This is a genomic window from Pseudomonas azerbaijanoccidentalis (assembly GCF_019145495.1).
Classification (GTDB): Bacteria; Pseudomonadota; Gammaproteobacteria; order Pseudomonadales; family Pseudomonadaceae; genus Aquipseudomonas; species Aquipseudomonas azerbaijanoccidentalis.
Map to the genome: position 1 here is coordinate 1149692 of NZ_JAHSTU010000001.1, position 16272 is coordinate 1165963.

A 16272-nucleotide genomic window follows, 5' to 3' on the forward strand; every position below is an offset into this window, starting at 1 on the left:
GCAAGTTCGTGTGACGCAGAGTCTTGCTGAAGTGGAGATGTACGAAAACGGCCAAGGGATTGCAAAGCGACACCTTGCGCTGCTACTCATGCGTTTCCACGACCTTGGTTTTTACTGCCTGCTTCGACAACGGACACTCATCCATGGACATAGCTCCACACTTCATCATCCATGAAACGGCACACTGGATCGTTAATCACCACATGTCGTCGAAGCTCCCTGGCTATCTGGTGCTGGGGACGCGACACAATGCCAGCTCCCTGGCCGAATTGCCCGAAGCGGCGCTCGCCGAACTCGGTGGCCTGATGGGCAAGGTGCAGCGAATCCTGCAAACGCAGTTGCAGCCCAAATGGCTCTACATCAGTCGTTTCGGCCACGACCCAGGCTTCCCCATCCATTTTCACTGCATTCCGGTGTACCACTGGGTCGAAGAACTGTTCTGGCAGGATGAACGCTACAGGCTGCTGAAAAATTTCGGCGCGGGGGCCAACGCTCACACGCTGACCGACGGCGCCGAGCTGACGCTGTTCATCTGGCGCGAGTTTGGCGAAAGCCCGGAGCCACCGAGCATCCAGGGCCCTGGCGTCGACCCGATCATCGAGCGCTTGCGTCTGTCATTCCGGCATGAGGGCTGATTGACGCGTTCGCCTTGGGCTGGTGCACCGCTGCGTGCATCGCCATATAAAAGTGCATGCAGCGCGCGTACTCAACAGCCCTTCCTGCCCTGAACCCCCGACCCGGCGCGGCCCCAACCATTGTGGCGCGCTGTTTGCTAAGTACCTGAATCGCAGTCAACGCTGATTGCACCTATACGACAAAGGCGCCGTGTAGCCCCCGTTTAACGACGGAGGGCCGCATGGCGCCTTTTGCGTTTCTGGACCGGTCAGCTGCCGGCAGAGATTCGAGGGACGAGGATGGCAAACAAAACCGTGCGCAGCGTGTGCCCCTATTGTGGCGTGGGCTGCGGCATCGTCATGCAGGTCGAGGGCAACCGGGTCGTCAAGGTCACGGGGGATAAAACCCATCCGGCCAATTTCGGCCGGCTATGCACCAAGGGCACGACATGCGGCAAGGCGATTGCCGACTCGGGCCGCATGGAAAATGCCTACCTGCGCCAGGAACGCAGCCGCGATCCGGTGCGGATGGCGATGGACTCGGCCATCAGTGAAACGGCGGCCCGCCTGCGCAACATCCTTGATAACCACGGTCCCGATGCGTTGTCGTTCTACGTGTCGGGGCAGATGTCGCTTGAGGCCCAGTACCTGATCAACAAACTGGCCAAGGGCTTTGTGCGCACCGCCAACATCGAATCCAACTCGCGCCTGTGCATGGCCAGCGCCAGCAGCGGCTACAAACTGTCCCTCGGTGCCGACGGGCCACCGGGTTCTTACCAGGACTTCGACCGGTCGAACCTGTTCCTGGTGATCGGCGCCAACATGGCCGACTGTCACCCGATCCTGTTTTTACGAATGATGGACCGGGTCAAGGCCGGGGCGAAACTGATCGTGGTCGATCCCCGGCGCAGCGCTACGGCCGACAAGGCCGACCTGTTTCTGCCGATCAAACCCGGCACCGACCTGGCCTTGCTCAATGGCCTGCTGCACCTGCTGGTGAAAAACGGCCACACCGACCCGGCCTTCATCGCCGCCTTCACCCAAGGCTGGGAAGCCATGCCCGGTTTCCTGGAGGACTACCCGCCCGCCACCGTCGCGCAAATCACCGGCCTGCCCGAAGCGGACATCCGTCAGGCCGCGCAATGGATCGGCGAGGCCGCCGAGTGGATGAGCTGCTGGACCATGGGCCTGAATCAAAGCACCCACGGCACCTGGAACACCAATGCCCTGTGCAACCTGCACCTGGCCACCGGCGCCATCTGCCGTCCGGGCAGCGGGCCGTTTTCTCTGACCGGCCAGCCGAATGCCATGGGCGGCCGCGAGATGGGTTACATGGGCCCAGGCCTGCCCGGCCAGCGTTCGGTGCTGGTCGAGGCGGATCGCGCCTTCATCGAGGACTTGTGGGACATCCCCCACGACAGCCTGCCGCGCTCCGGCGGTGCCGGCACCGTGGCGATGTTCGAACAAATGCGCGCCGGCCAGATCAAGGCGTGCTGGATCATCTGCACCAACCCGGTGGCGTCGGCGCCGAATCGACAGACCGTCATCGAAGCGTTGCAGGCCGCTGAACTGGTGATCACCCAGGACGCCTTTCTCGACACCGAGACCAACCGTTACGCCGATATCCTCCTGCCGGGCGCACTCTGGGCCGAGGCCGAAGGAGTGATGATCAACTCCGAGCGCAACCTGACGCTGATGCAAAAAGCCGTGGATGCACCGGGAGAAACGCTGCCCGACTGGCAGATCATCGCCAGGGTCGCGTGCGAAATGGGCTTCGCCGAGGCCTTCAGCTACCGCAACGCTGATGAGGTGTTCGAAGAGATCAAACGCGCCTGGAACCCGCAGACCGGTTACGACATTCGTGGCGCCAGCCATGCCCGCCTGCGTGAGCAACCGCTGCAATGGCCTTGCGCGTCCGCCAGCGCAGAGGTGCGCAACCCGGTTCGCTACCTCAATGATGGCGTGAGCCAGGCACTCAAGGTCGAGGCCGACGGCAGCCAACCGGCCATCGTGTTCCCGACCGCGCACGGCAAGGGCATCTTCCTCCCCCGCCCGCATATGCCGCCCGCTGAAATGCCCGATGAATCCTTTCCGTTCGTGCTCAACACCGGTCGCCTGCAACACCAGTGGCACACCCTGACCAAGACCGGCAAGGTCGACACCCTGAACAAACTCAACCCCGGCCCGTTCATCGAGGTTCACCCCGAGGACGCCCGCCGCCTGGGCATCAGCGACAAAGACCCGGTCGAAGTGCGTTCGCTGCGGGGACGCGCGGTATTGCCGGCGGTCGTCACTGAGCGCGTGCGTCAGGGCAACTGTTTTGCCCCTTTTCACTGGAACGACGTGTTTGGCGAAAACCTCGCCATCAACGCGGTCACCAGCGACGCCGTCGATCCGATCTCGCAGCAGCCTGAATTCAAGTTTTGCGCGGTCGCCCTGCAACGGGTCGAGCTGATCAACCATCAGTTTTTGCAATCGCCAGCGCCTGCCGCCGCCCCACTCCCCGCTTGCACCCACTCCGAGGAACTCGCCATGTCGAGCATCGAGACCTTTGCCGATCTCGCGGGCATCCGTAGCCTGCCCTCCCCGCCGCTCAACGATCACGAACGCACGTACCTCGCCGGTTTTCTCAGTGGCCTGCAATCCACTGCCGGCCGCCAGGCCAGTGGCGTACCGGTCATGCCGCCTAACGCGCCCCTCGCCGCTGAAACCCGGTTATGGCTGGACGGCCTGCTGGGCGGTTTGTTCAGCCGCGTCGAACCGGCCGCCAATCCCTCGCTCACAGCGCCGGATTCCGCAGACGGCTCGCCTGCACTCACCCTGTTATGGGCCTCGCAAACCGGCAACGCCGAAGCGCTGGCCGAGCGTTTTGCTGCGCGCCTGCGTAGCGATGGAGTGGCTGTCGAGTTGAGCGCGATGGCTGACTTCCCCGCGAACAAACTGGCCAGCACCCACAACCTGGCGCTGATCAGCAGCACCTTCGGTGATGGTGACCCACCGGACAATGGCGAGGGTTTCTGGCACACCTTGAGCACCGCCCCGACGCGTCTGGAGTCGCTGCGCTTTGCCGTTTTGGCCTTGGGCGATCCGAACTACGACCAGTTCTGCCAGCACGGCAAGCACCTCGATCAACGCCTGCATGAGCTGGGCGCCACTCGCCTGCTGGAGCGGGTCGATTGCGACACCGAATTCGAAGAACGAGCCGATACCTGGCTCGCGCAGCTGCACGCCATCCTGAAACCATCGACCGTTGTCGAGGCAGCTGAAAGCACGCCTTCCAGCCCGCTCGAGGCCTCCGGCAAAACCCAACCGCACGCGTCACGCTTGCTGACCAACCTTCATCTCAACCGCCAGAGCAGCAACAAAGAAACCCGCATGTTTTCCCTGGACCTGGCGCAGAGCAGCCTCCGCTATGAGGCCGGGGATGCGCTGGGGGTGATACCGCGCAACTGCCCTGAACTGGTCGGCGAACTGCTCGAACTGACGCGGCTGAATGCCGACGCCGCCGTCAACCTCGGCAAATTCGGCGACGTGCCTTTGCACCAGGCGCTGACCGAACATTATGAAATCGCCCGTCCCAGCCCAGACACCCTGGCATTCATTGCCGAGCGCAGTGGCAACCCGACGCTGAAACAACTGCTGGGCAGCGATCGCAAGGCTGAACTGAAAGACTGGCTGTGGGGCCGGCAACTGGCGGACGTGCTGCAAGCATTTCCGGTCGACTGTTCGGCGAGCGAACTGCTGGGCACCCTCAAGCGTCTGCAACCGCGCCTGTATTCCATCGCGTCCAGCCCCAAGGCCCATCCGCAGGAAGTGCACCTGACCGTCGCCGCCGTGCGCTACGGCAAACGCAAGGGCGTGTCCTCGACGTTTCTGGCCGACCGGGCGCAGAACGGCGATGTGCCGGTTTTCGTCCAGCCGGCGAAACACTTCCGCGCACCGACCGATGGCGATGTGCCGATGATCATGATAGGCCCCGGCACCGGCGTGGCGCCTTTCCGCGCGTTCCTGCAAGAGCGCCGGGCGCGGGGTGATCAGGGCCGCAACTGGCTGTTCTTCGGCGAACAACATGCCGCGACCGATTTCTACTATCAGGATGAATTGCAGGGCATGCACAGCGATGGCCTGCTGACCCGGTTGAGCCTGGCGTTTTCCCGCGATCAGGCGCAGAAAATCTACGTGCAGGATCGCATTCGCGAACAAGGCGCCGAACTGTGGCGCTGGTTGCAGGAAGGCGCGCAGGTGTACATCTGCGGGGATGCCAGCCACATGGCCAAGGACGTCGATCAGGCCTTGCGGCAAGTCGCGCAACAGCATGGCGGCCTTGGTGCGGAGTCCGCCGCCGATTACTGGCGGCAGATGAGCGAGCAAAAACGTTATCTGCGCGATGTTTACTGACGGCGTCTGGCGGCTGCCTCGAGCCGCCAGACTGTCTGATCAGCGCCTGTAAACCGCCTTCATCGGCAATGCAGGAGTTCATGCTGTCGCTCCGTTTCGGCTACCCTCTCACTGCGCGATGCCACCCACCGCCCATGCGGGGCGCATCGCCTCTTTTTGTAGTGAATGAAACGGAGAACTTTCATGCTCAAGCGTACCCTGGCATTGGCCGTCGGCTTGACCCTGTCCATCAGTACTTTGCTGGCGCAGGCCGCCGACACCCTGAAAGTCAGCGCGATTCCTGACGAAGCCCCCACCGAACTGCTGCGCAAGTTCAAGCCCTTGGGCGCCTACCTGGAACAACAGTTGGGCATGAAAGTCGAGTTCGTGCCCGTCAGTGACTACCCGGCGGTGGTCGAGGCGCTGGCCACCGACCGCATCGACCTGGCCTGGCTCGGCGGCTTCACGTTTGTGCAGGCGCGCCTGAAAACCGGCAATGCCATTCCGTTGGTCCAGCGTGAGCAGGACGCCCAGTTCACCAGTAAATTCATCACCGCAGACCCGGCGGTCAAATCCCTCGCCGACCTCAAGGGCAAGACCTTTGCCTTCGGCTCGGTGTCTTCCACGTCCGGCAGCCTGATGCCGCGTTACTTCATGCTCAAGGACGGCATCAAGCCGGAAAGCTATTTCAGCCGCGTCGGCTATTCCGGCGCTCATGACGCCACGGTTGCCTGGGTCCAGGCCGGCAAAGTCGATGCCGGTGTGCTCAACGCCAGCGTCTGGGAAAAACTGGTGGCGGCCGGCAAGGTCGACACCAACAAGGTCAAAGTGTTTGCCACCACACCGGCCTATTTCGATTACAACTGGACCGTGCGCGGCACCCTCGACCCGGCGCTGGCCGCAAAAATCAAGGCAGCTTTCCTGGCCCTCGACCCGGCCAAACCGGCTGACAAGGAAATCCTCGACTTGCAGGCCGCCAGCCGCTTCATCGAAACCAACCCTGAAAACTACAAGGGCATCGAGGAAGCCGCGCGCGCTGCCGACCTGCTCAAATGACACTGCAACTGACGCGGGTCAACCTGACCCACAACAATGGGGTCCACGCGCTGCATGGCGTGGACCTGCACATCGGCGCCAGCGAACAGGTCGCCATCATCGGCCCGTCCGGTGCAGGTAAATCGAGCCTGCTCAACCTGCTGGGCACCGCACTGCAACCGAGCAGCGGTGAATTGCAGGTCTTGGGTGAGCATGCTTGGCAGCTGTCTGCCCGTCAGCGCCAGCGTTTGCGTGCACGCATCGGCCTGGTGCACCAGTCGCCGCCGCTGCCACCGCGGCAACGGGTGGTCACGGCGGTGCTGGCCGGCAAGATTGGCCAGTGGGGCCTGGGCAAAAGCCTGATGAACCTGCTGCATCCGCAGGACATTGCCGGCGCACGCGCGGCGCTGGCCCGGCTGGATTTGGGCGACAAGTTGTTCGCACAGTGCCAGCAACTGTCTGGCGGCCAACTACAGCGCGTGGGCATTGCCCGCGTGTTGTATCAGGCGCCCGAAGTATTGCTGGCCGATGAACCGGTGTCGGCGATGGACCCGGTGTTGGCCGAGCACACCCTTTCAGTGCTGTGTCGCCATGCCCGCGAGCGCAACGTCACGCTGGTCGCCAGCCTGCATGCGGTGGAACTGGCGCTGGCGCATTTTTCTCGCATCATCGGCCTGCGCGACGGGCAGATTCTGTTCGATCTGCCGGCCAGCGCGGTTGACCGCGAACTGCTCGACCGGCTCTACGCCAACGAACAATTGCTTTCCCCGCCGATCCCACCGGCACCTCTGGTTGTGCAGATTCCCCGATGCTGAAGCGCGATACCCGAGACCCCGCCACCCGCCCGCGCCTGTTGCTGACCCTGTTGGCCATCGCCTTGCTGTGGCCGGGCATCCGTTTCAGTGAGCTGGATTTGAGTGTGCTGGTGGCCAGCGACAGCCAAAGCGAAATGGGCCGTTTTGTCGCCGCGTTCTGGCCGCCGGCCCATGGCGAAGAATTCCTGCCATTACTGCTGCAAGCCACCCTGCAAACCCTGGCCATCGCCACGGCGGGCATGGCCCTGGCGCTGTTGCTGGCGGTGCCCGCCAGTTTGCTGGCCAGCCGCGCATTGTCGCTGTCGGCGGCGTCCCGTGCCGGTCATCCGGGCTATTGGGGACGATGGCTGCGCTGGCCGGTGCGTGGTGTGCTGATCTTCCTGCGCAGTGTGCCGGAGATCGTCTGGGCGCTGCTGTTCGTGCGCGCCGTCGGCCTCGGCCCCACCGCCGGGGTGTTGGCCATCGCCATTACTTACAGCGGCATGCTGGGCAAGGTCTACGCGGAAATTTACGAGTCGGTGGACCAGCGCCCGGCCCACGCCCTGCTGCAAGCCGGCAGTGGCCGCCTGGCTGCGTTCGCTTACGGCATCTTGCCCAATGTCGCGTCAGAATTGACGTCGTACACGGTGTACCGCTGGGAATGCGCGATCCGCGCCTCGGTGGTGATGGGGTTTGTCGGTGCCGGGGGCCTCGGCCAGCAGATGGACCTGTCGTTGCGCATGTTTGCCGGGGGTGAAGTGGCCAGCCTGTTGCTGACGTTCCTGGTGCTGGTGCTGTTCGCCGATCAACTCAGCCGCCTGCTGCGCTGGAGGCTGGCATGAATCGCCTGATCAACGTGGCGCTGTTGCTGGGCATCGGTGTGGCAGTCATCGCTTCCTTCATTTACCTGGGCATCGACCTTGCCGAGTTGGGCGCGACGGGCAACTTCGAGCGCATGACGGCGTATGCCCAGCGTTTCCTCAGCCCTGACCTGAGCGCCAATCACCTGCAGGCCATCGTTCACGGCGCACTGGAAACCATCGCCATGTCGGCGCTGGGCACGCTGCTCGCGGCGGTGTTCGGCCTGGTGCTGGCGTTGCCGGCGGCGGGACGATTCGGCTGGCCATTGCAGAGCGCCTCGCGCTTGGTGCTCAACGCCCTGCGCGCGGTGCCGGAGTTGGTGTGGGCCGCGTTGATGGTGCTGGCCGCTGGGCTCGGCCCCAACGCCGGCACCCTGGCCCTGGCCCTGCATACCACCGGCGTACTCGGTCGGCTGTTCGCCGAAGCGCTGGAAAACACCCCGCCGCAACCCGCCGACGCCATCCGCCTGCAAGGGGGCAACGCGGTGTGGGCATTCTGCTACGGCACGCTGCCCAACCTGTGGCCGCAACTGGTGGCCTACATCCTGTACCGCTGGGAAAACAACATCCGCATGGCCAGCGTGCTCGGTTTTGTCGGTGCCGGTGGTCTGGGACAGATGCTGTACGTCAGCCTCAGCCTGTTTCAGGAGGCGCAAGCCAGCACGGTCATCCTGGCCATGCTATTACTGGTATTCGCTGTCGATACGTTGAGCAGCTGGAGCCGTCAACGCTGGGTCAAGGCCTGACGGCTTTTGCAGCGCATCCGGCCCCTGAAAGATTTCGCCTATCGGCTGCCAATACTGCGGCTATTAGCTGACTTCCCAAGGGGCGACTAGCATTATCAAACGCCGGTGCCATCTGGCCGGCCTAGACCTGATAACGAGATAAGAACGAGTCAGCAACTGACTGGGCATACCGTGGGTCATCCTGTCGGCAATTGCGTTGCCAGCGTTCAGAATACCCGCATGGCCACAACGATCTGAGGATCGAAATGCAGGGCCAGAAGCCTGAGTCATTGATTTCAATCACCGCTGTCCGACCACGAACCGGGGCGGACAGCTGAATGACACGACCGAGGGTAGCTCACACATGGCAACTGAATCGAAATGCCCGTTTCATCAGGCCGCTGGCGGTGGCACAACCAACCGCGACTGGTGGCCCAACCAACTGAATCTGAAGATCCTTCACCAGCACTCGTCCCTGTCCGACCCCATGGACGAGGGCTTCAACTACGCCGAAGCGTTCAAGCAGCTGGACTTTGCGGCCGTCAAACGAGACCTGACGGCGCTGATGACCGACTCGCAAGACTGGTGGCCCGCCGACTTCGGCCACTATGGCCCGCTCTTCGTGCGCATGGCCTGGCACGCCGCCGGCACCTATCGCACCGGTGATGGCCGTGGCGGCGCCGGTTCCGGCCAGCAACGCTTCGCCCCGCTCAACAGCTGGCCAGACAACGTCAGCCTCGACAAGGCCCGCCGGCTGCTGTGGCCGATCAAGCAAAAATACGGCCGCAACATTTCCTGGGCCGATCTGATCGTGCTTACCGGCAACGTTGCGCTGGAGTCCATGGGCTTCAAGACCTTCGGCTTTTCCGGTGGCCGTGCGGACGTCTGGGAACCGGACGAGGACGTGTATTGGGGTTCGGAAAGCAAATGGCTGGCCGGCGACACCCGTTACGGCAAAAACGATGAACCCATGCAGAAACCTGGCGAAGGCCCGCTCGTGGCCGAGCCAGGGGAAAACGAAGACACCCGAGTCGAGCCTGGCCGCAATCTGGAAAACCCGCTGGCCGCCGTGCAAATGGGCCTGATCTATGTGAACCCGGAAGGCCCCGAAGCCAATCCGGACCCAGTCGCGGCCGGTTTGGACATTCGCGAAACCTTCGGCCGCATGGCGATGAACGATGAAGAAACCGTGGCGCTGATTGCCGGTGGCCACGCCTTCGGTAAAACCCACGGTGCAGGCCCGGCAGACAATGTCGGGGCCGAGCCCGAAGCGGCCGGTCTTGAAGAGCAAGGTCTTGGCTGGCGCAACAAATTCGGTACAGGTAAAGGCCCCGACACCATCACCAGCGGCCTGGAAGTGACCTGGACCACGACCCCGACCCAATGGAGCAACAACTTCCTGGAGAACGTGTTCGGCTTCGAGTGGGAACTGACCAAAAGTCCGGCAGGCGCGCATCAGTGGAAGCCCAAAAACGGCGCCGGCGCCGGCATCATCCCGGATGCCCACGACCCGTCAAAACGTCGCGACCCGACCATGCTGACCACCGACCTGGCGCTGCGCTTCGACCCGATCTACGAGCCGATTTCGCGGCGTTTCCTGGAGAATCCGGACCAGTTGGCAGACGCCTTCGCCCGTGCCTGGTTCAAACTGATCCACCGCGACATGGGGCCACTGTCACGTTACCTCGGCCCGGAAATGCCCAGCGAAGAATTGCTCTGGCAAGACCCGATCCCACCGCTCGACCATGCGTTGGTCAACGACAGCGATGTCGCGGCACTGAAGAGCAAACTGCTGGCCTCGGGGCTGACGGTTTCGCAACTGGTCTCTACCGCCTGGGCGGCGGCCTCGACCTTCCGCGGTTCCGACAAACGCGGCGGTGCCAACGGTGGGCGCCTGCGTCTGGCGCCACAGAAATTCTGGCAAGCCAACCAGCCGGAGCAACTGGGCAACGTGCTGGGCAAACTCGAAGGTATCCAGCAGGAGTTCAATGCGAGCGGCAAGAAGATCTCGCTGGCCGACCTGATCGTGCTGGCCGGTTGCGCCGGTGTCGAGCAGGCTGCGAAAAATGCCGGGCAAACCGTCACGGTGCCGTTCACGCCTGGACGTATGGACGCCAGCCAGGAGCAGACCGATGTCGAATCGTTTGGCTTCCTTGAGCCCATTGCCGACGGCTTCCGCAATTACCTCAAGGGCCGCTACACCGTCCCGGCGGAAAAACTGCTGATCGACAAGGCACAATTGCTGACCCTCACCGCACCGGAGATGACCGCACTGATCGGCGGCATGCGCGTGCTCAACACCAACGTCGGCAAAACCGCCCACGGCGTCTTCACCAGCCGGCCGGAAGCGCTGACCAACGACTTCTTCACTCACCTGCTGGACATGGGCGTGGAATGGAAACCCGTGTCCGAGGCCAATGAAGAATTCACCGGGCGCGACCGCAAGAGCGGGCAACAGAAGTGGACGGCGACCCGCGTCGACCTACTCTTCGGGTCCAACTCTCAACTGCGGGCCTTGGCTGAAGTCTATGCCAGCGCTGGCGGGCAGGAGAAATTGGTCAAGGACTTCGTGGCGGCGTGGACCAAAGTGATGAACCTGGATCGATTTGATCTGAAGTGAGATAGCGGCCGGGCTACCTCGGCGGTCAACGCCGGGGTGGCCCATTCCCAGAGCCATTCCCGATAAACAAGGGCAACGCAATGTTGCCCTTGCTGCTTTGATTCACGACTGCTGCGCAGCCGAACGCAGGCTTCGCCAGCGGCTACAAAAGATACTTTGCATGAACGGTTCAAATGTTTTTGCAAAGCTGGCCCCGCCTGGAACCCATTTCCAGCGGCCCCAACACCCTGTAGCAGCTGGCGCAGCCTGCGTTCGGCTGCGCAGCAGTCGTAAAACCATGCCCACCGTATTTGACCTCGAGATGTACGATCGCGTCGAAGTGCTGCGCGGCCCGTAGGGCCTGTATCAAGGGGCCGGCGAACCGGGCGGGACGATCAACGTGTTGCGCAAGCGCGCCCTGAACACTTTCGCCCTCGGTGGCCAACTGGCCACGGGATTTTACGACCACTACTGCGCAAGATGAAATCCGAAAACCATGCTTAGCTTAAGCATCAACGACACTACAGTCTCGGAGCGCACCCATGAAACGCTGTGCAATGCTCATCGCGATCTCTTTGCTGACCACGGCTTGTCAAAGCAACAACGACGGCATCACCCGCCTCGATAATTGTGTCTGCTACAAAGCGCCCGAGGCACAACATCTGAAAGCCTCGCAAATTGCCTGGAACGACCCCGACACGCTAAAAGAACAGTTCTCACATTGCGTTTGCCGAGCCTTGGTTGACCCGAAACAGGTGGATGATCCCGGTAAACTGTTCGTTCCCGGGACCGAAGTGAAATGACTGTGCCTTAATCGGTCGCTTTCGGTAGATGACTTTCAATGGTTGATCTCAGCCTCAAACTTTCGCAAACCGCTTCATAAAAGGAATTTAACCGTTGTCCGAACATCGCATCCGTCCCCTCGCCCTCTGTATTTTTCATCATCGTGGAAAGATTCTGGTCAATCAGTTCCAGGATACGGAACAAGAACAACGCACGCTCTATCGTCCCCTTGGCGGCGGTATCGAATTTGGCGAGCGAAGCGCTGACGCCATTGCCAGGGAAGTACAGGAAGAACTTGGTTTATCGATTCATGGCATTCGCTTGCTGGGCACATTGGAAAGCCTCTTCACCCACGCCGGTAAGCCGGGGCACGAAATCGTCCAGGTCTATGACGCGACGTTCGACGACGCGCGTGTTTACGAAAGAAACGAGATACAAGGCCATGAAAGCGACGGGGCAGCCTTTCAGGCGAAATGGTGCGACACCACAAACTTCAGCCCCGCCTCGCCTTTGGTACCTGAAGGTCTTGAAGACCTGCTCAAGTCCCTTTCGCTGCTGAAGTAAGTCAACGAGTTACGTGATGGGAAATGCCAATTGAAGTTGCCAACATCACGTCAGTCCTTCAGCCTGTAGCGCCTGTTGAACCGCTGGACGCTGAAGGACCCGGCCGTACCAGGCCTGAAGGTTTCTCAGTTCGTCGAAGTAAATGTCGGCCTTGTAGTAAGACTTCAACCAATCCGCCTGCCCCCACCCCGTCAGTGCAAACAAGTAGGCATCGGCGACCGTGAACGTATCGCCCAGCATCGTAGTAATCGGCGGCGCCATCAACAGTGTGCGAGCGGTGTTCGACTTTGCACAACGCCACATCAAGGCCCAATTCATTGATCACGATATGCGGCGAAAGAGAGCAACTGCCAGGGATGTAGTAAAGCTTCACACGCGATCTCCTAAGTAGGTCGGCTACATCACTTCCGTCTGAAAAGTGCTGAGCGGCCATCTTAGGGGCGTGGTATATAAATGGAAGAAGGCACTTTTTTATCATCTAGGTACATAAAATATACCTGCGACAACCCGGGGAAACGCCATGAAAAAGAATGTGACGGGCTGCTCCGTAGAAGAAGCCATGCGCCTGCTCGGTGGACGCTGGCGCCTGCTGCTGGTGTCCTACCTTCTCGACGGCCCCAAGCGTTTCAACGAACTGCGACGCGACGTCCCCGGTATCTCACAACGCATGCTGACCCTCGACTTGCGGGCCCTTGAAGAAATCGGCCTGGTGAAACGCACGGTTTACCCGACCGTCCCTGTGAAAGTGGAATACCAACTGACCGAAGACGGCGATCGACTCAGACCTGTCGTCAGCGTGATGCGCGACTTTGGGTTGTGGCTCAAGGAGAGTGGGAGAACCGGGATGGTTTTGGAGGAAGAGACAGAGGTTTGAAGGGTGTCTATAGCCTTCGCGACAGGTTGCAGTCGGCCAGGAGCGGCCATTGGCGCTCGTGCAAACTCCTCCGTACGCACTTTTCAAACTGCCAACGTTCGTGCAGCATGCGTTGACTTCTAAGCAGAGGCTGAGCACCCGTTCAGTCACTTTCGAAGCTAACCCTACACATGGAAGCGAGACGGGAAATGAAGCTAATCGCTGCGCAGATCCTCCCTGTACCCGGGGAATATGAGAAAAACATCACCAGACACATTGATGTCATCCACCAGGCTGCAAGCCAAGGCGCCGATCTCGTGCTTTTTCCCGAGCTTTCCCTCACCGGTTACGAACCGAGGCTGGCTGAGGTCTTGGCGGTGCATCCGAGTGACGGCCGTTTTGACGAGTTCCAGAGGTTAAGCGACCTATATGGGATGACCATCGCTGTTGGCGCGCCAACAAAGGGAACCAAAGGCACCGAGATCAGCATGATCACCTTCCAGCCCGGCCTGGAGCGCACGAGCTATTCAAAACAGCATCTGCATTTCGACGAATTACCTTTTTTCACTCCGGGAACCGAGAAGCTTGTGCTGAGTCAGGCAAATTTTGTCCTTGCACCCGCCATTTGCTACGAGTCACTGCAACCAAGCCACGCCGCACAAGCCGCAGAGTCAGGCGCTCAGGTGTATTTGGCAAGCGTGGCCAAATCTGAGAGAGGTATTACATCGGCAAACAGTCATTATCCGATGATTGCTAAAAAGCATTCCATGACGGTGATGATGGCGAACTGTATAGGCAGCGCCGACGACTTTGTAGCAGCAGGTTGTTCTGCCATCTGGAACAATCACGGTGAACTCGTTTGCAGCGCCAACGCCTTTCAAGAGGCATTAGTTGCGTACGATGTACAGACTGGAGAAGCGAGCATTTTCAGCCTGGCTTGAAATCCCATTCATGCTCACCGTCGCTTCCAGAATGACCGGCTGTTTTGGGCCGTTAACCGCCCTTTCACCACCTGCCGCATTCACGCGCGTAAAAAAGCCCGCTGACCATCATCGTCCAGCGGGCTTTCCCATTACAGCGCCATGTCGGCCGGCGCGTTTTCCTTCACCGGTTTACTCGCCTCTGTTTCAACATTCAGCGTAGCCACCTGGCTGATCGCCGGTGGTGGCATCAGTTCCAGCACCTTGGCGGTGTAAGTCCACGCAGTGCTAAGCCACTGAAAGACACGATGTGAGCCGCACCGGATCATCCCCTCCACTCTCGCGGGCTGACCCCGGTTTTGCGGCGAAACGCCCGGGCCAGTGCCGAAGGGCTTTCATAGCCGACCTCTTCGGCGATCAGGGCGATGGGCTTGCCCTCGCGCAAGCGTTTCTGCGCCAGGCTGATGCGCCAGCTCACCAGATAATCCACCGGGGCCTGGCCGACCACGCGTTTGAAATGCTCGGCGAAGCTGGCCCGCGACATGTTGGCCGCCGCCGATAATTCGGCCACGCTCCAGGGCTTGCCCGGCGCTTCGTGCATGAGGTTCAAGGAGCGCGACAGCCGTGGATCGGCGAGGCCGGCCATCATGCCCGGCTGTTGATGGCGACTGCTGAGGATGTGGCGCAACAACAGGATCACCACCAGCTCGAACAGCCGATCCATCACCGCTTCACGACCGCAGGTACCCGCGAAGGCCTCGTCGAACAACCATTGCAGCGTGTTGGCCATGGTGGGGATTTCATCCAGTTTCAGCACCATGAAGTCCGGCAGCGCTGTAGCCAAAGCATTGCCGGCCCCGCCGTCGAAATCCAGCGACGCGCATACCAACTGAGTGCCGAAGGTTTCAGGGGCAAACAAGCGGTGACGGTAGGGTCGCGGGAAAAAGATCAGCGTTGGTTCGCTGAGGTGCAGTTCGCGTTCATCTGCCAGTTTCAGGGACAACTCACCGCCCTGCAGCAGATGCAGGTGACCGCACGTTTGGCTGCCATCGAACGCCGTGGTGCCGCAAAACGCACCGCTGTGGAAAGTGCCGGCGTTGACGCCGAAGTGGCTGAGCAAAGTGGACAAGCGATCCATGGAGGCTCCCGAGAGCAGTTCTGGACGATGGGTCGCATATCGTCGACGATTTGCATCCAATTGACCAGCGCGAATCACTAGCATGAACTCCGTACCCAGCGCCTGTCGCGCTGCAAAACTCGGAGTATCACCATGACCCGCATTACCCCTGTCAGCCTCGAACTCGCCACCGACGCCACCCGCTCACTGCTGGAAGGTGTGCAGAAGAAAATTGGCTTCCTGCCCAACGTTTTCCGGGTGTTGGCCCAAGCGCCCGCCGTGCTGGCCTCGTACCTGCAAAACTCGACGGCACTGAGCAAGACCTCCCTCAGTGCTACACAGAAGGAAGCGATCTTCCTTGCCACTTCACAGGTAAATGGCTGCGATTACTGCTTGGCGGCGCACACGCTGTTCGCCGGCAAGGCCGGGCTTTCCAGTGAGCAAATCCTCAGTGCCCGCGAAGGCCAACTCAATGCCTATGCCCTGCTCGCGCAGCAGATCACTGAAAGCCGTGGCCACTTGAGCAGCGAGCAGATCGCCGCCGCCCGCGCTGCCGGGATCGATGACACGAAGATCGTCGAAGTGATCGCCCACGTGGCCTCGCAGACACTGACCAATTACCTGAACAACGTCGCGTTGACCGATATCGACTTCCCGGCCATCGACGCCTGATCAACCCCGCTGCGGAGACTACGCGCATGAACACCGTGACCCTTTACACCACCGACACCTGCCCTTACTGCCGCAGCGCCAAATCACTGTTGGCCAGCAAAGGCGTGACGATGCATGAGATCAACATCCAGCGTGAGGCGGGCAAGCTTGAAGAGATGATGGAACGCAGCGGCCGTCGCAGCGTGCCGCAGATCTTCATCGGCGACGCGCACATCGGCGGGTTTGATGACCTGGCCAAGCTGGATCGCCAGGGCGGATTGATGTCGATGCTGGCTTGAACACAGCCTGCGCCATCGCGAGCAAGCTTGCTCGCGATGACGTCAGCACATTCAACATCAATGCACCTGACACACCGCCGC

At 61.1% G+C, this 16272-nt stretch carries 16 protein-coding genes; 13 read left to right on the forward strand and 3 right to left on the reverse strand.

Features of this window, described 5'->3' with window-relative positions:
* The first annotated feature begins 143 nt into the window (after window positions 1–143).
* The 9 genes from KVG88_RS04840 (at window position 144) to KVG88_RS04880 (ending at window position 12351) form a co-directional block, all read left to right on the forward strand.
* Complete coding sequence (locus KVG88_RS04840; RefSeq protein WP_150702448.1) at window positions 144–635, forward strand: HIT family protein; 492 nt, start codon at window positions 144–146, stop codon at window positions 633–635.
* 279 nt (window positions 636–914) lie between these two features.
* Window positions 915–5012, forward strand: coding sequence for a bifunctional nitrate reductase/sulfite reductase flavoprotein subunit alpha (locus tag KVG88_RS04845; protein WP_217870503.1), 4098 nt, complete (start codon window positions 915–917; stop codon window positions 5010–5012).
* Between the two features lie 183 nt (window positions 5013–5195).
* The gene (locus KVG88_RS04850; protein ID WP_217870504.1) at window positions 5196–6047 is read left to right on the forward strand and encodes a putative selenate ABC transporter substrate-binding protein; all 852 of its coding nucleotides are present in this window, start codon (window positions 5196–5198) and stop codon (window positions 6045–6047) included.
* Entirely contained in the window at window positions 6044–6841 is a 798-nt protein-coding gene (locus tag KVG88_RS04855; RefSeq protein ID WP_150702445.1) for a phosphonate ABC transporter ATP-binding protein, read from the forward strand. The genes KVG88_RS04850 and KVG88_RS04855 overlap by 4 nt, the downstream gene beginning before the upstream one ends.
* Window positions 6835–7662, forward strand: a complete 828-nt coding sequence (locus tag KVG88_RS04860) for a PhnE/PtxC family ABC transporter permease (protein WP_217870505.1) — start codon at window positions 6835–6837, stop codon at window positions 7660–7662. Before KVG88_RS04855 ends, KVG88_RS04860 begins: the two co-directional genes overlap by 7 nt.
* Window positions 7659–8426 carry a phosphonate ABC transporter, permease protein PhnE gene (gene phnE / locus KVG88_RS04865; RefSeq protein ID WP_150702443.1) on the forward strand — a complete coding sequence of 256 codons (768 nt, stop codon included), beginning with the start codon at window positions 7659–7661 and terminating at the stop codon, window positions 8424–8426. The genes KVG88_RS04860 and phnE overlap by 4 nt, the downstream gene beginning before the upstream one ends.
* Window positions 8427–8769: 343 nt before the next feature.
* The gene (gene katG / locus KVG88_RS04870; protein ID WP_217870506.1) at window positions 8770–11025 is read left to right on the forward strand and encodes a catalase/peroxidase HPI; all 2256 of its coding nucleotides are present in this window, start codon (window positions 8770–8772) and stop codon (window positions 11023–11025) included.
* A 521-nt stretch (window positions 11026–11546) separates the two neighbouring features.
* On the forward strand, window positions 11547–11807 hold the full coding sequence (locus KVG88_RS04875) for a hypothetical protein (RefSeq protein WP_150702441.1): 261 nt from the start codon (window positions 11547–11549) through the stop codon (window positions 11805–11807).
* A 94-nt stretch (window positions 11808–11901) separates the two neighbouring features.
* Entirely contained in the window at window positions 11902–12351 is a 450-nt protein-coding gene (locus KVG88_RS04880) for an NUDIX hydrolase (protein WP_217870507.1), read from the forward strand.
* A 45-nt stretch (window positions 12352–12396) separates the two neighbouring features.
* On the opposite strand, the gene KVG88_RS04885 is transcribed toward KVG88_RS04880, so the two are convergent.
* Window positions 12397–12654: a glutathione binding-like protein gene (locus KVG88_RS04885; RefSeq protein ID WP_225933850.1), complete on the reverse strand. Its 258-nt coding sequence runs from the start codon at window positions 12652–12654 to the stop codon at window positions 12397–12399.
* Between the two features lie 217 nt (window positions 12655–12871).
* Between KVG88_RS04885 and KVG88_RS04890 the strand changes: the two genes are divergently transcribed.
* Complete coding sequence (locus KVG88_RS04890) at window positions 12872–13225, forward strand: winged helix-turn-helix transcriptional regulator (RefSeq protein WP_150702439.1); 354 nt, start codon at window positions 12872–12874, stop codon at window positions 13223–13225.
* A gap of 188 nt (window positions 13226–13413) precedes the next feature.
* A complete protein-coding gene (locus KVG88_RS04895; RefSeq protein ID WP_217870508.1) occupies window positions 13414–14145 on the forward strand; it encodes a carbon-nitrogen hydrolase family protein in 732 nt (243 codons plus the stop codon).
* Between the two features lie 131 nt (window positions 14146–14276).
* Here KVG88_RS04895 and KVG88_RS04900 read toward each other — a convergent pair whose 3' ends face one another.
* Entirely contained in the window at window positions 14277–14453 is a 177-nt protein-coding gene (locus KVG88_RS04900) for a hypothetical protein (protein ID WP_217870509.1), read from the reverse strand.
* A complete protein-coding gene (locus tag KVG88_RS04905) occupies window positions 14450–15262 on the reverse strand; it encodes an AraC family transcriptional regulator (RefSeq protein WP_217870510.1) in 813 nt (270 codons plus the stop codon). Before KVG88_RS04905 ends, KVG88_RS04900 begins: the two co-directional genes overlap by 4 nt.
* A 132-nt stretch (window positions 15263–15394) precedes the next feature.
* Here KVG88_RS04905 and KVG88_RS04910 point away from each other — a divergent pair, with 132 nt between their 5' ends.
* A complete protein-coding gene (locus KVG88_RS04910; protein ID WP_217870511.1) occupies window positions 15395–15913 on the forward strand; it encodes a carboxymuconolactone decarboxylase family protein in 519 nt (172 codons plus the stop codon).
* 26 nt (window positions 15914–15939) lie between these two features.
* Window positions 15940–16191, forward strand: coding sequence for a glutaredoxin 3 (gene grxC / locus KVG88_RS04915; RefSeq protein WP_150702435.1), 252 nt, complete (start codon window positions 15940–15942; stop codon window positions 16189–16191).
* Window positions 16192–16272: the final 81 nt, after the last annotated feature.